Annotated in this window: 10 protein-coding genes; 6 read left to right on the top strand and 4 right to left on the bottom strand. The window is 38.1% G+C overall.

Annotated elements, in window-relative coordinates; translation table 11 throughout:
• Positions 1–6: 6 nt before the first annotated feature.
• The gene (locus tag QJV33_RS03655; protein WP_281462051.1) at positions 7–480 is read left to right on the top strand and encodes an RNA pyrophosphohydrolase; all 474 of its coding nucleotides are present in this window, start codon (positions 7–9) and stop codon (positions 478–480) included.
• A 65-nt stretch (positions 481–545) separates the two neighbouring features.
• Here QJV33_RS03655 and QJV33_RS03660 read toward each other — a convergent pair whose 3' ends face one another.
• From QJV33_RS03660 to QJV33_RS03675, 4 genes are all read right to left on the bottom strand, one after another.
• Positions 546–2,129 carry a DHA2 family efflux MFS transporter permease subunit gene (locus QJV33_RS03660; protein WP_281462052.1) on the bottom strand — a complete coding sequence of 528 codons (1,584 nt, stop codon included), beginning with the start codon at positions 2,127–2,129 and terminating at the stop codon, positions 546–548.
• Entirely contained in the window at positions 2,126–3,226 is a 1,101-nt protein-coding gene (locus QJV33_RS03665) for an HlyD family secretion protein (protein WP_281462053.1), read from the bottom strand. Before QJV33_RS03665 ends, QJV33_RS03660 begins: the two co-directional genes overlap by 4 nt.
• A gap of 51 nt (positions 3,227–3,277) precedes the next feature.
• The gene (locus QJV33_RS03670; protein WP_281463381.1) at positions 3,278–4,990 is read right to left on the bottom strand and encodes an ABC transporter ATP-binding protein; all 1,713 of its coding nucleotides are present in this window, start codon (positions 4,988–4,990) and stop codon (positions 3,278–3,280) included.
• A 156-nt stretch (positions 4,991–5,146) separates the two neighbouring features.
• Positions 5,147–6,373 carry a CCA tRNA nucleotidyltransferase gene (locus tag QJV33_RS03675; protein WP_281462054.1) on the bottom strand — a complete coding sequence of 409 codons (1,227 nt, stop codon included), beginning with the start codon at positions 6,371–6,373 and terminating at the stop codon, positions 5,147–5,149.
• Between the two features lie 188 nt (positions 6,374–6,561).
• Here QJV33_RS03675 and QJV33_RS03680 point away from each other — a divergent pair, with 188 nt between their 5' ends.
• Genes QJV33_RS03680 through QJV33_RS03700 form a run of 5 tightly spaced genes read left to right on the top strand, consistent with a single transcriptional unit; the run spans position 6,562 to position 14,067 of the window.
• A complete protein-coding gene (locus QJV33_RS03680; RefSeq protein ID WP_408869665.1) occupies positions 6,562–7,569 on the top strand; it encodes an AAA family ATPase in 1,008 nt (335 codons plus the stop codon).
• 2 nt (positions 7,570–7,571) lie between these two features.
• The gene (locus QJV33_RS03685) at positions 7,572–8,558 is read left to right on the top strand and encodes a DUF58 domain-containing protein (RefSeq protein WP_281462056.1); all 987 of its coding nucleotides are present in this window, start codon (positions 7,572–7,574) and stop codon (positions 8,556–8,558) included.
• On the top strand, positions 8,555–11,293 hold the full coding sequence (locus QJV33_RS03690) for a DUF4159 domain-containing protein (protein ID WP_281462057.1): 2,739 nt from the start codon (positions 8,555–8,557) through the stop codon (positions 11,291–11,293). The genes QJV33_RS03685 and QJV33_RS03690 overlap by 4 nt, the downstream gene beginning before the upstream one ends.
• On the top strand, positions 11,293–13,395 hold the full coding sequence (locus tag QJV33_RS03695) for a DUF7408 domain-containing protein (protein WP_281462058.1): 2,103 nt from the start codon (positions 11,293–11,295) through the stop codon (positions 13,393–13,395). The genes QJV33_RS03690 and QJV33_RS03695 overlap by 1 nt, the downstream gene beginning before the upstream one ends.
• A gap of 45 nt (positions 13,396–13,440) precedes the next feature.
• Positions 13,441–14,067, top strand: coding sequence for a hypothetical protein (locus tag QJV33_RS03700; protein WP_281462059.1), 627 nt, complete (start codon positions 13,441–13,443; stop codon positions 14,065–14,067).
• Position 14,068: the final 1 nt, after the last annotated feature.

The raw sequence follows: 14,068 nt of genomic DNA on the forward strand, positions 1-14,068 counted from the left end.
CATATTATGACTGACCTTTCTTATCGTCCCAATGTTGCTGCAATTATTTTTAACCCTCAAGGGAAAATCTTTATTGCACTTCGACATGACTTGGCTAAGGAAGGGATTTGGTCATTTCCTCAAGGTGGCATCGATATTAATGAAAATCCTCGTGAAGCAATCAAAAGAGAGCTTGCTGAGGAAATTGGTACCAATCAAATTGAAATCTTAGAAGAATATCCAGAATGGCTTTCTTATGATTTTCCTCCTGATGTTCTCCTCAATCCATTAAAAAGGAAATATAAAGGACAAACTCAGAAATGGTTCGCCGTCCGTTTTGTTGGTAAAGATGCAAATATCAATCTTGATAATGATGTAGAAAAAGAATTTGATGCATGGAAATGGATTGATATCACCGAGTTACAAAATATCAAAACAGGATATAAACATGATATTTATCTTAAAATATCAGAATATTTTAAGAAATACGCACAAATTTAATCTTAATTCTAATTATTGATTTTATAAAAAAGACATTCCCTTAAAAAGGAATGTCTTTTTTATGGCTATTTTTGTTTTTTCTTTCTAGCTGTATATCCATCCAATAAAAAGCAAATGGGTACAAACGCAAACGCACAAAATCCAACAATCATAAACACATCATTATAAGCCAAAATCGCGACTTGTTTTTGAAAATCTTTATATAAATATGTCATTGCAACATTCGCTTGTTCTTGAACCGCATATCCTGCTTGTTGAGCAGCTGCCTTCATGTGCGCCAAATATTCATTGAACGGTTGATTCAGTGGACTCATTGTATGAACAATGTGGGCTTGGTTAATCTGCCTCATATTTGTCACCAACGCCGTCGCCCCAGAAATACACAATGCCCCCAACACATTTCGAACCATACTAAATAATGCCGAAGCATCCGCATTATATTTAGCAGGAATAGTCATAAAAGCGATCGTAGATAAAGGCACAAACAAAAACGCCAAACATGCTGTTTGCGATATCCGATATAAAACCAAATGATTAAAATCCAATGTTGGGGTTAAATGTGCAGAAATAAACATTGATGTCCCCATCCAGAAGAAACCAAATGCAATGACATATCGAATTTGTACAAAATTAATTAACCGCCCCACCAAAGGAATTAAAAATACAATGACAATTCCTCCAGGGGTCAGAACCAAGCCAGACAGAAATGCCGTATATCCGATAATTTGTTGTGAAAATTGCGGAACAATAATCGCAGAAGCATATAAGCATCCACCTAACCCAGCCATTAAAATGCAACTTACTGCAAAATTACGATCTTTGAATGCTCGTAAATCCACAACGGGGTCTTTGGCTTTTAATAACCAAAAGATGGCACCGACAATGCCAACAACCGCAAAAAATGCCAACCAACAAATCGCTGTTGAACCGAACCAATCCGCATCTTCTCCACGATCAACCATGACTTCTAAACACGCCAGCCCAACCGTAATAAGAGTGAGTCCAATGACATCAACACGCTCTTTGCGTTTTTTTGCCCAAGGTGGATCCTCTAGTAACATCATCACAGCAAAAATCGTCACGATCCCAATCGGAACATTCAAATAAAAAACCCAACGCCAAGAGTAATTATCTGTAATCCATCCCCCTAACGAAGGTCCTAAAATAGGGGCCACAATAGTCGCCATAGCGGTTAAGCCAAAAGCCGCCCCTCTTTTTTCAGGTGGAAAGATATCTAAAATAATTGATTGTTGATTAGGTTGCAGCCCACCTCCGAAAAAGCCTTGCATGAGTCGAAATATAATTAATTCCCCAAGACTGCTCGCCATACCACACAGAAAAGACGATAACGTAAACATCCCAATACAAATAAGGAAATAGCGTTTGCGTCCCAAAACACGTCCCAGCCATCCAGAAATCGTCAAAACAACAGCATTCGCAGCCAGATATGACGTCAAAGACCAAGTTGCATTATCATAAGTTGTGGATAATGTTCCCGCAATATGAGGCAAAGATACATTCACAATCGTTGTATCTAAGACCTCCATAAACGCAGCAAGCGTGACAACGATGGCAATCAACCATGGATTATATTTAGGTTTCCAAGAACTACGGTCAACCCCATCATCTGTAACGACCATTTCGCTCATTTTGTATATACCGTCGGAACAACAGACAATCCAATCGCAAGCGGAATCTTAGGGTCTAATCCTTTATCAATTAAAATTTTAACAGGAACACGTTGAACAATTTTAACATAATTCCCTGTTGCATTTTCAGGGGGGAACGCGCTGAATACTGCCCCTGTTCCAGCCTGAATGGAATCAACATGCCCTTCTAAATCAAGGAAAGGATAAGCATCAACTTCAATCTTCGCTTTTTGCCCAGGACGTATATTGGTGATTTGCGTTTCTTTATAATTCGCAACAACCCAGACTTCTGGCTCTACAATTGCCAATACAGACTGGCCTGTGGTGACATAATTTCCTTGCTCAATATTCCGTTTTGCAATCCAACCATCATGAGGCGCTCTGACCTCTGTCCAACCTAAATTAAGATCTGCTTGCCTTAATTTTGCTTCCGCAGCTTCCAAAGCACCTTTTTGCTCTTCAATTTGGCTGTTGCTGGTTTGAATATTGGCTTCTACCGGTTCTGCTATTAATAAGTTACCTTCTGCTTTAATTATCTCTGCTTTGGCTTGATCGTAAGCCGCTGTAGAATAATCAATAGCTTGTTGAGTCGTCGCTGCTTTGACAATACTATGTTGTCTTGTATATTCTGTTTTCGCTTTAAAAGCCTGAGACTTGGCAACACCCAAATCCCCTTGAGCGACTTTCAGCTTACCTGGATAATTCTTTTTAGCAACTTCCAACATATATTGCGATGCAATATATTGCCCTTGCGCGCGAATTAGACTGCCTTCTGCTTCTTTCTTAGCCGCTTCATAGTCCCTAGGATCAATTTTAAATAATAAATCGCCTTTATGAACAAACTGATTATCATTAATCAAAAGATCGGTGACATATCCATTGACATGTGGTGCAATATAAACAATTCGCCCAGCCGTAAACGCATCATCAGTATCAATATCGTGGCGCGTTAACCACCAATATATACCCGCACAAACAATCAAGACTAAACTGATTCCGATAATTAAAATCTTTTTAAAAGAACCGCCCTTTTTCTTTGCTGAATTGTCCACCGCTGAAACAGATTCTTGATCTGTTTCATCCTCTTTGTTTGCCATTGATTTTCCTTTTAAAAAACTGTCATTTATTTTAATAAATAGTCTATATAGTTAACGATTTAAATCTTGTGTTTGCACCAAACGTGCATATAACCCATTATAACCCATCAGCGTTTCATGATCTCCGCACTCTGCCACTAAACCATCACACATGACAACAATTAAATCAGCAGAACGTACTGTTGATAAACGATGCGCAACAATCAAAGTTGTTCTTCCTTTGCGCAGCTTTGCCAACGCTTGCTGCACCATATATTCGCTTTCTGTATCCAAAGCACTGGTTGCTTCATCCAACAATAATAAACGAGGGTTACGCAACAAAGCCCTTGCCAAGGCAACACGTTGTCTTTGGCCACCTGAAAGCAGCTGCCCACCATATCCTACTCTGGTATTCAACCCTTGAGGTAAATTATGAACAAATTGATTAATTGCTGCCCCTTCCAAAACCTCATCTATTTCCGCCCTAGTCGCATCATGTTTCCCAATCAGAATATTGTCTAAGATCGACATATCAAACAATAAAGGATCTTGTGGAACATAGGCAATGGCAGAGCGTAACTCAGTCATAGCAAGATCACGCAAATCAACGCCGTCAAAAAGAATACGTCCTTTTTGCACATCATGTAATCGTGGAATAAGCGTTAAGGCTGTCGATTTTCCTGCACCAGAAGGACCAACCAATGCAACGGTTAAGCCAGATGTGACCTTAAAATCTAATCCTTGCAATCCAAGTTGACGACCTGGATGAATGAAATACACATCTTCAAATTGCAGTTGCCCTTGTCCCTCTGGTAATGAAACGGTATTTATTTTATCTTTGATTTCAATTGGGTCGTCAATCATATTAAAAATACGATCTAAGCCAGAAATTCCTTCTTGCATAGCGGCATTCAAAGAACCCAATGCCCGTAATGGACGGGCTGCCAATAACAATGCTGCCACAAAACCAGAAAAATCCCCAAGCGTCGCCCCCCCCATAGCAGCACGCCAACCAGCAAATCCCAGAACCGCCGCAACAGCTGTCCCGCCCAAAACTTCCATAATGGGATCGACCCTAGCCCTACCACTAATAATTTTTAGCGTCGCATTATAAAGCTGATCAAAGGATTGCCCCGTCCGCTCAATTTCCCGTTGCTCCATCCCGTAAACACGTACGGTTCTGGATTGTGCAAAAGTCTCGTTTAACAAAGCAGCTGTTTTACCAATTTGCTCTTGCATATTTCCCGAAGCGCGGCGAACTTTTTTTCCAAGTTTTTGAATAGGAACAGCAGCAATCGGATATAATAACGCTGCAATTAAACTGAGCTCCCAATCCATATAAAACATGGAAGCGATTAATCCAACAACGGTAATACTATCCCCAAAAGCATTGACCACCCTAATCATTGCTTCACGGATAGACAAGGCATCTGTCGTAAAACGAGAGGCTAATTGTGCAGGGGCTTCTCTTTCAACTTTGGCAATATCGGAATACACTAGATGTAGAAACATCTTTTTCTGCAAGCCACGAATCACAACCAAGACCAAACCTTGAATTGCAAGCGTTTGACCATATTGCGATGCTGCTTTGGCAGCCGTTACCATAATCACCAATAAGGGAACTTGATATAAAATTCTGGGATCATTATCTTTGAACATGTCTAAAGCACGTTTAATCACCAACGGATATAAAGCCGTCAATCCAGCCATAATCATTGTTAAAACCACAATCACTATGATGCGATTTGGATGCAAACGAATTTCTTGTTTCCATAACCGTTGCATATACGGCCAACTTGGATTATTTCCAAATAATGACGATAAAATTGTTTTTTTCTTTTGGTTTATTGGTTTTTTCAGAATAGAAGTCACTATTTATTTTCTTTAAATATAATTCAAAATGTAATGATACACATATCATGTTCAAAAAATTGCTGATGTCTATTTAAACCATTTATCGGCAAAAATTAAATAATTTATATCAATCCTTTTTTCTCTGTTGTTTTTAAACCACTCTAAACAGTCTCGCTGATCTGCATAACACCCATTTTGTAACCACCAAAATTTTATTTGTGATAAAATCTCGCCCAACTCAATGCCAGGCTTAACATTATATTGGAACAAATCTTTCCCTTTAACTGGAAAAATAAGAGGCTCAATAGCTACCAACCTATCTCGCCATTGATTCCATTCAGATGAAATCTGACCTGTGCGAAGTTGTTTCATCCAACTACAATAAATAAGCAACTCCAAATCGAATAAAGCTCGTAATTGTCGTAATTCAATTTCAGAGTCTCGAGGATCAATATTCCAATCTTTTTGTAATGCTTTTAATAATTGATCTTCTTGACGAGACAAACGCAATTGCTTGGCAACAATATCGCTTTCCCCTGTAACCAACCCAGCAAGACGTAGTATTGTATGATTAGGAGCTTGCATTTGTATCAATTTTTTAAAGAGTGACACATCATATCCAAAAGGCATTAACTCTGACAAAACGTCATACTGATCCATCATTTGAATAATATCATCTGTCATAGGACCTGTTAAAATACGCTTTAATTCAGACCAAACCCGTTCTGCTGAAAGATTTTTTAATAAATGTGTCGTCTGTTGAATCGCAATAACAGCATCTTCATCTAATACTCCTTTGCCATAACGCGCATAAAACCTAAAAAAACGTAAAGATCGCAGAACGTCTTCCTCAATACGTTCCTTGGCATTTCCTACAAAACGAACGTTTCCAGATAAAAGATCTTGTTGACCATTATAAAAATCCCAAATTATTCCATCTTGATCACAAAACATCGCATTGATGGTAAAATCTCGACGCGCAGCATCCTCTTCCCAACTATCTGTCCATATAACCTGTGCATGACGACCATCTGTTACAACATCTTTGCGCAAAGTCGTAATTTCATAAGGGTGATGGTTAATTATTGCGGTTACTGTTCCGTGTGACAATCCTGTTGGAACAACCGAAATACCTGCCGATTTTAATGTTTCAATAATGAGTTCAGGAGGCTCTGGCGTCGCTATATCAACATCTGCAATATTCTTTCCTGCCAATAAATCTCTGACAACGCCACCAACCAAACGCGCTTGGGGTAAATAATTCCATAAGAGTTTGACTTCATCCAAACAGGATAATTGTTCTAAAACAGACATGACCCAATCGTTTTCCCTTATCTGGAATATTTTCAGCAAACGATTTTTATTTATAAATCGCTTTAAATTATTTTACAAAACTTGCAGTATGCTCTTAGTATATTTTATAGTAATAAATGAAACATTCTAATTCACAATTTATTTTAATCTTAACCCTTTAAATGATGCACATGACCTCTTTAGAAAAAATGCCTACTGACTCTCAATCCATTGATCCTCATCTTGATGATACACAGCTTGCGGACACACTTGGTACTTACTTAGCAAATGCTTTGACCGAGACCAGCCGTGTTATTTACGGACAACAAGAAGAAATAAAGCAAATTATTGCCAGTGTCTTAAGTGGTGGACATGCTTTATTGGTTGGAGCCCCTGGGCTAGGAAAAACAAAATTGGTCAGTACTTTGGCGACAGTCATGGGATTATCCGCCAAACGCGTGCAGTTTACTCCTGATCTGATGCCTGCTGATATTACAGGAAGTGAGATTTTAGACGAAGACACAGAAGGAAAACGGAGCTTTCGTTTCATTCCAGGACCTGTCTTTTGTCAACTTTTAATGGCTGATGAAATTAACCGTGCCAGCCCCAGAACACAATCTGCCTTACTACAAGCCATGCAAGAAAAATATATCTCTATTGCTGGAAAAGACTATCCTTTACCTGCACCTTTTCATGTGTTGGCAACACAAAATCCAATTGAGCAAGAAGGAACTTACCCTTTACCCGAAGCACAATTAGATCGCTTTTTGGTACAAGTGAACCTGACTTATCCTGACCTTGCTACTGAAAAAGCAATGTTATTGGCGACGACTGGCGCCGATGAAATACAAGCTCAACAAATCATTACCTCAGAAATACTTATCAAAACACAAGCTCTGATAAGACGACTACCCATTGGTGAAAATTTAGTGGATAGTATCCTTAATCTTATTCGAAATGCACGCCCTGAAACCAGTAAAGATCCATTTATTCAACAAAATATCGCATGGGGTCCAGGCTCCAGAGCTGCTCAAGCGTTAATGTTGCTTGTCCGTGCGCGTGCATTATTAAATGGGCGGTTGGCTCCTAATCAAGAAGATTTAATTGCCTTGGCACCCGCTGTATTAAGACACCGTATTGCCCTGACTTTTGCAGCAAGAGCAGAGAATATACAATTAGATGACATCATTCAAAATCTTCTACAAAAAGCAGTCTAATCATGATGACAGGTTCTTGGTGGTCACAATTTTTACACAAAACACTTTACAAAAATTCACAAAAACCATCACCATCACACTCACATGAGACAACTTCTTTAAACTCTATTGTCCCCGCATCAGAAAACCTGGCTCAAAATTTACCTGACTTATTACTAGCATCCCATAAGATTGCCAGAACGGTTTTAGCTGGCAGTCATGGATGTAAACGTGCAGGACAAGGCAGCCAATTTTGGCAATATCGTCATGCACTTCCTGGTGAATCTATTCAAGTAATAGATTGGCGCAAATCAGCCCAAGGAAATAAAGCTTATGTCAAAGAAACAGAAGAAGAAAATACGCAAACATTGTATTTATGGTGTGATGTTTCTGGATCAATGCAATGGCATTCTCGACCAGATTTACCAACCAAACAAAATAGAGCGTTTTTATTGGGATTAACGCTTAGCTCGTTACTCTTAAATGGTGGAGAGCGCGTTAGGTTATTACTGCCTAATCACCAAGTAAATAGTTTCAGAGGCACGCATCAGCTCTATTCACTGGCTGAACAACTGACACAATCTGTTACGCATACTTCAGAAAATCCTTTTCCAATGCCTAATCATGTATCCCCTCATGCTTGGACCATATTCATCAGTGATTTTTTATATCCTTATGAAGCATTAACTGATTTTCTTAAAAAAATGGCACAACGACCCAGCCATATCTTATTAATACAAGTCACAGATCCAGCTGAAAAAGACTTCCCCTTTAAGGGACGTGTTCAGTTCTCAGGACTAGAAGGTGAAGAAGGATTAATCCTGTCCAATACCGCACAATCTTCTGTCAATTACAAAGAACTATGGACAGAACATCAAGAGAAACTGAAACTTCTTTGTCAAAATGTAGGCATTCCTATGCTATGTGATTTTTCTGATCGTAATGCTGCACAAATTTTATTGCATGCATGGAATATTTTATCAAATAAAAGCAATTCAAGACTAACATGATCTTTCTAAACCCTTATATCCTCCTTGCACTCTTAATCCTTCCTCTTATTTGGTTCTTTTTAAGGGCAACACCACCACGACCAAGGGAACAATTATTTCCACCTATTCGATTACTCTATCAACTACAAACAAAAGCACATGAAGCAGTTCATGCGCCTTGGTGGTTAATTTTACTACGATTATTGGCAGTGGCATTATTGATTATTGGTTTAGCCCGACCTGTTATTCCCTCTCAAACTCTCTCTGTAGAACATTCCAAAGACCCGATTTTATTAATCATCGATAATGGATGGGCTTCTGCATCCCAATGGTCATATTTTATTGATGCTGCATCACAAATTTTTACACAAGCTCAACAAGAAAAAACACTGGTTCATTTATTATTAACAGCACCAGATGACCAAAACCATCCCTTAAAAATTACACCACTTTCTCTAAACAGCTCTGCCTCTATGCAATTGAACACAATCCATCCTGTGGCTTGGCCTGTGAACCATTCAAAAGCAACAGATACATTGAATAAATCTTCTCATTATAAAGTTATTTATTACCTTTCTGATGGAATTAAACATCAGAACAATACAGCTTTTCAAAATAAGCTAAATCAAAATTCAACATTATATGAAATCCGCCCTCCAATTTCAGCTTTGTGCCCTCTTTTGCTAACACAAAATACACCTACCGAAAATGGATTGATTCAATCTATTGAACTCTTACCTCGTCCAACCGAGCAATTATTGAATTTACAGGCTTATACACAACAAGGCGTTTTAATTACTTCAGTTCAAAAATCTATTCCTGCCAATACTGTCAAAAGTGATATCGAACTGACATTACCTTTAGAAGCACGGAATAAAATAGATTATTTACAAGTCGCTAATCATACGAGTGCTGGCAGTGTATATTTATTGGACGAACATAACCGCAAGCATAATATTGGTTTTATTTCTGCATCAAGCAACAGTAATACACCATTTACTGGTTCGTTATATTATTTAAAAAAGGCATTATCTCCATTAGGAGATGTTAAAGAAGGATCTATACAAGAGCTTCTCTCGCAACCTTTATCGGTTATCATTGCCCCTGATACGCTATTCTCTGATCCTAAATCTGAACACGCATTACAAGACTGGGTTGAAAAAGGGGGTATGTTAATCCGCTTTTCAGGAGACTTACTGGCTGGTAGCACCTTAAACCAACAAGAAACACCATTAATTCCTTTGCCTTTATTGCAAGGAACCAGAGAGTTGGGCGGCGCAATGACATGGGAAAAACCGCAAAAAATCGCACCATTCTCCAAAGAATCACCTTTTAATGGATTAACCATCCCACCAGATGTTACAATTAATAAGCAGATATTGGTGAAACCAGCCCTCGATAATGACAAATACGTTTGGGCACAATTAGAAGATGGAACTCCTCTAGTCACCCACCGCTCTGTTGGTAAAGGACAAGTTATTTTATTCCATACCAATAGTACTCCAGATTGGTCTTCTTTGCCTTTGTCCAGTTTATTTGAAGATATGTTAAACCGATTGATACAAATTTCTTTTGGGGTGCAATCGACACAAACAGACGAGATTTTAAATCCTATCTTAACTTTGAATGATCAAGGTATTTTACACCCCCCCTCTCCTTATGTAAAATCGATCTCTTTTGAAACATTAAAAAAACTGACCATTTCACCTGAACATCCACCAGGATTATATGGAAATACTGGTACTAATATTGCAATCAATTTAGGTAACCATGTGCCTGCTTTAAAAGCATCCCAACCAATAGGTAAAATAATTACATTAGGAAACGCTTCTCTTTCTTATACATTAGGTAGCATTTTTATCATTGTCAGTATTTGTTTAATCTCGTTAGATCTATTGGCAAGCCTGTTTTTAAGAGGATATATTGCGAAAACAAAGACATCTGGTGCAGTTCTCATCTTAACTTTATGTTGTCTCAGTACTAATGGATTTGCTCAATCAACAGATTCTTCACCTTTGCCTAGGGCTGCACTACAAACACGATTAGGGTATATTTTAACATCTGATGCTGCAATTAACCTAGCATCTAAACAAGGGTTAGAAGGATTATCCAAATTTATTAATGATAGAACGTCTTTGCAACTTGCCTCTCCCGAAGGTATTGATCCAACCAAAGATAATCTTTCTTTTTATCCGATCCTTTATTGGCCAATTACTACAGATTTGCAACCCAATCCAAAACGTACTGAGACATTAAATGACTATCTTGCACATGGTGGTTTACTGATTTTAGATACACAAGGTCATGATTCTTCCTCTACAATAGAACCAATTAATCCTGACCAGTTTGCTGGTGAGGCTTCTGGTACATCGCAAGCATTAAAAATTGCTACAGAAGGATTAAAAATTCCAGCTCTATCACCTTTATCGGATAAAGATTTATTAAGCAGAACCTTTTATATCTTACACTCTTTTCCTGGGCGATATAATGCAATGCCTGTTTGGATCGCCAAAAGTAACCCCTTAGTCAATGATGGGGTCAGCTCTGTGATTGTTGGTGAGAATGACTGGGCGCATGCTTGGGCAACAACGAACGATGGCAACCCTGCCTATCCAATTTTCCCCAATACAGAACAACAACGTAACCTCAGCTATCGATTTGGATTGAACTTAGTGATGTATGCATTAACAGGCAGTTATAAAGCCGATCAAGTTCATGTTTCTGCCTTGTTAAAACAGCTAGGGAAACAACAATAATGTCTCAATCATTCTCTTCGCTCAATCTACATTTTGATCCATTATTGCCTTTGTGGGGAATTATTATCCTCGCATTGATATGTATATTGGTTTTACTGTTCAGCCTTTTTAACAAATCTTATAAAGGGATTATTTGGCGATTTATTGCTTTTTCTGTTCTATTAACTTGGCTATCAGGTCCGATGATTTTAAAAAATCATCAACAAATTTTACCTGAAACCATTTTGATCGTCATGGATCAATCTACTTCTATGACCATTGGCAATCGTGAACAAATTGCAAATAAAGCATTACAACAATTGCAAAATAAAGTGCCTGCCAATGCACGGTTAAAAATTATCAATGTTAAAAATATATATCGACAAGGCACTCAAATTTTTCAAGAAATCCAAAAAGCAACCAATAAAATTCCAGCCGCTCAACTTGGCGGTGTTATTTTAATTACAGATGGTCAAATTCATGATGTGCCAAAAGAATTCCCTCAACTTTTAACGTTGCCCAATAAAAAAACAATTCCTATTTATGCGTTATTACCTGCATCCAAAGAACAAATAGATCGTTCTTTAAAAATTATTCATGCTCCTGCCTATATAATCGTTGGTAAAGATGCAACCATTCAAGTCCAAATCAATGATACTGATATTCAACAAGAAGATAATAAATTCGCAACTCTTACGCTGATACAAGAAGATAAGCAACCGATAAATATGCAAGTTCCTGTGGGAAAGCCTTATAATATTACCATTCCTGTTATGCATACAGGTAAAAATCTAATTAACTTATCCGTATCGCCTTTGAAAAACGAGATTTCGAATCTTAATAATCATCAAACCCTATATATTAATGGCATTCGCGATAAATTAAGAGTGCTATTGGTTTCCAGTGCGCCCAATCAAGGGGAACGCGCATGGCGTAGCTTATTAAAATCTGATCCCTCTGTAGATCTTGTTCATTTTACGATTTTACGTTCAGCAGAGCAAAATGAGAATATTCCTGATCGAGAATTGGCGCTGATCCCTTTTCCGATTAATGAATTATTCATGCAAAAAATCAATCAATTTGACTTAATTATTTTGGATAGTTTTGAAAATAAATACACATTACCCCCTTATTATATCGCCAGCATTGCAAATTATGTTAAAAATGGTGGGGGATTGTTATTGATCGCAGGTCCCGAATTTGCACAGCAATTCTCACTACAAAATTCTCCATTACGGTCTATATTACCTGCCACTGTTTCTTCGCCAAACAGTATTATTAAACAACAATTTAAACCTGCTTTAACAGAATTAGGACAAAAACATCCTGTTACAAAGGGGCTTCACAAAGAAAATACAACATGGGGATCATGGTATCGTTATCTCAAAGCCGATCAAACTGATGGGCAAATCCTTATGCAAGCTCCTGACCAATCGCCCTTATTAATTTTAAATCACGTTGATAAAGGTCGTGTTGCCTTATTATTATCAGACCAAATCTGGCTATGGTCAAAAGGGATTCATGAGCAAGGTCCTCAAGCAGAGCTACTGCGCCGTCTTTCTCATTGGTTGATGAAAGAACCTGAACTTGAAGAAGAACAATTAACAGCCTTTATCAAAAATCAACAATTAACTGTTGAGTGGCATACCATTCAAAATGATAAAAACACTCAAGAATTTACAGTAACTTCTCCTTCTGGCTCTATACAGCCTTTACATTTTACAGATCAAAAAAATGGCAAAGCTACGGCAACTATTCCTGCCAAAGAGGATGGTTTATGGAAAATCACCAATGGCATCTTAACAGCCTATGCCGCACCACAAAACTCTGATCCAATAGAAATGACCGATCTTGCTGTAACTCAACAAAAACTGTTCCCTCTATTCAAAAACTATGGGCATGTTTATTGGCTAGGAGATAATCCCGATCATCTTACCATTCCTGAATTACAAATTGTTAAAAACAACAATGTAACAGGAAATTCAATTACAATGGAGTTTCCTGAACATGTTACTTATACAACAACAAAGCAATCTATTCACCCTATTCTGTCCCCATGGTTTGCCTTAATTGTTGGATTAGGAAGCATTTTTATGGCATGGTACAGAGAAAGCTGTTCTTAAATGAACACCTATAATAAAACTTGATTTGATACACAGAAAAAACTAATGTCTAGGATCGATTTTAATGCGACGGAAAATAGCATCATGAACTTTCAAGCTCGTTTATTGCCTTTCTTTTCTTTATTGCTAGGCTCTGCCTATATGGCGATGCTTCTTTCATCTGTTTCTGCAATCGCACAAACAGTCACAGGACATCCACATGCACAAAAAAATCCTCAACATCAACAAAAGCACCCTCAAGCCTCTGATGATGACGATCAAGACGATAATGCAAACCCTGGGGAAAAAGATAAAAACCCAACCCAATTACTGTTCGATGCAATTAATACCGGCAATCTACGCCAAGCTCAAGAAGCATTAAGCCGTGGGGCGGATATGCATGCTTCTAATGTTTTAGGACAAACCCCTTTGGAAATGTCTGTTGACCTTAATAGAGACCGCATTACATTCCTATTATTGTCAATGCGTGGATATAATAACTCCCCACAACAACTTGCTAGTGTATCTACAGAAACTTCAGGCGTTACCATCAAAGACGGCAAAGCACGTATGTCTGTTAAAGGTAAAAATAAACGTGGCACTATAAACGCTTCTAATGGTTCTGCTTATAATTCACAAAATAATGGAACTCCTAAACCTGAAATCGGCTTTTTGGGATTTCAAAATAGATAAT

This window comes from Commensalibacter nepenthis, assembly GCF_029953305.1.
In the GTDB taxonomy this organism is placed as follows: Bacteria; Pseudomonadota; Alphaproteobacteria; order Acetobacterales; family Acetobacteraceae; genus Commensalibacter; species Commensalibacter nepenthis.

Excerpts from the sequence above, each read along its gene's own strand:
- QJV33_RS03680 (WP_408869665.1), top strand. The coding sequence starts at position 6,562 with ATGCCTACTGACTCTCAATCCATTGATCCTCATCTTGATGATACACAG.
- QJV33_RS03660 (WP_281462052.1), bottom strand. The coding sequence starts at position 2,129 with ATGAGCGAAATGGTCGTTACAGATGATGGGGTTGACCGTAGTTCTTGG.
- QJV33_RS03700 (WP_281462059.1), top strand. The coding sequence starts at position 13,441 with ATGTCTAGGATCGATTTTAATGCGACGGAAAATAGCATCATGAACTTT.
- QJV33_RS03675 (WP_281462054.1), bottom strand. The coding sequence starts at position 6,373 with ATGTCTGTTTTAGAACAATTATCCTGTTTGGATGAAGTCAAACTCTTA.
- QJV33_RS03655 (WP_281462051.1), top strand. The coding sequence starts at position 7 with ATGACTGACCTTTCTTATCGTCCCAATGTTGCTGCAATTATTTTTAAC.
- QJV33_RS03670 (WP_281463381.1), bottom strand. The coding sequence starts at position 4,990 with ATGCAACGGTTATGGAAACAAGAAATTCGTTTGCATCCAAATCGCATC.
- QJV33_RS03665 (WP_281462053.1), bottom strand. The coding sequence starts at position 3,226 with ATGGCAAACAAAGAGGATGAAACAGATCAAGAATCTGTTTCAGCGGTG.
- QJV33_RS03695 (WP_281462058.1), top strand. The coding sequence starts at position 11,293 with ATGTCTCAATCATTCTCTTCGCTCAATCTACATTTTGATCCATTATTG.
- QJV33_RS03690 (WP_281462057.1), top strand. The coding sequence starts at position 8,555 with ATGATCTTTCTAAACCCTTATATCCTCCTTGCACTCTTAATCCTTCCT.
- QJV33_RS03685 (WP_281462056.1), top strand. The coding sequence starts at position 7,572 with ATGATGACAGGTTCTTGGTGGTCACAATTTTTACACAAAACACTTTAC.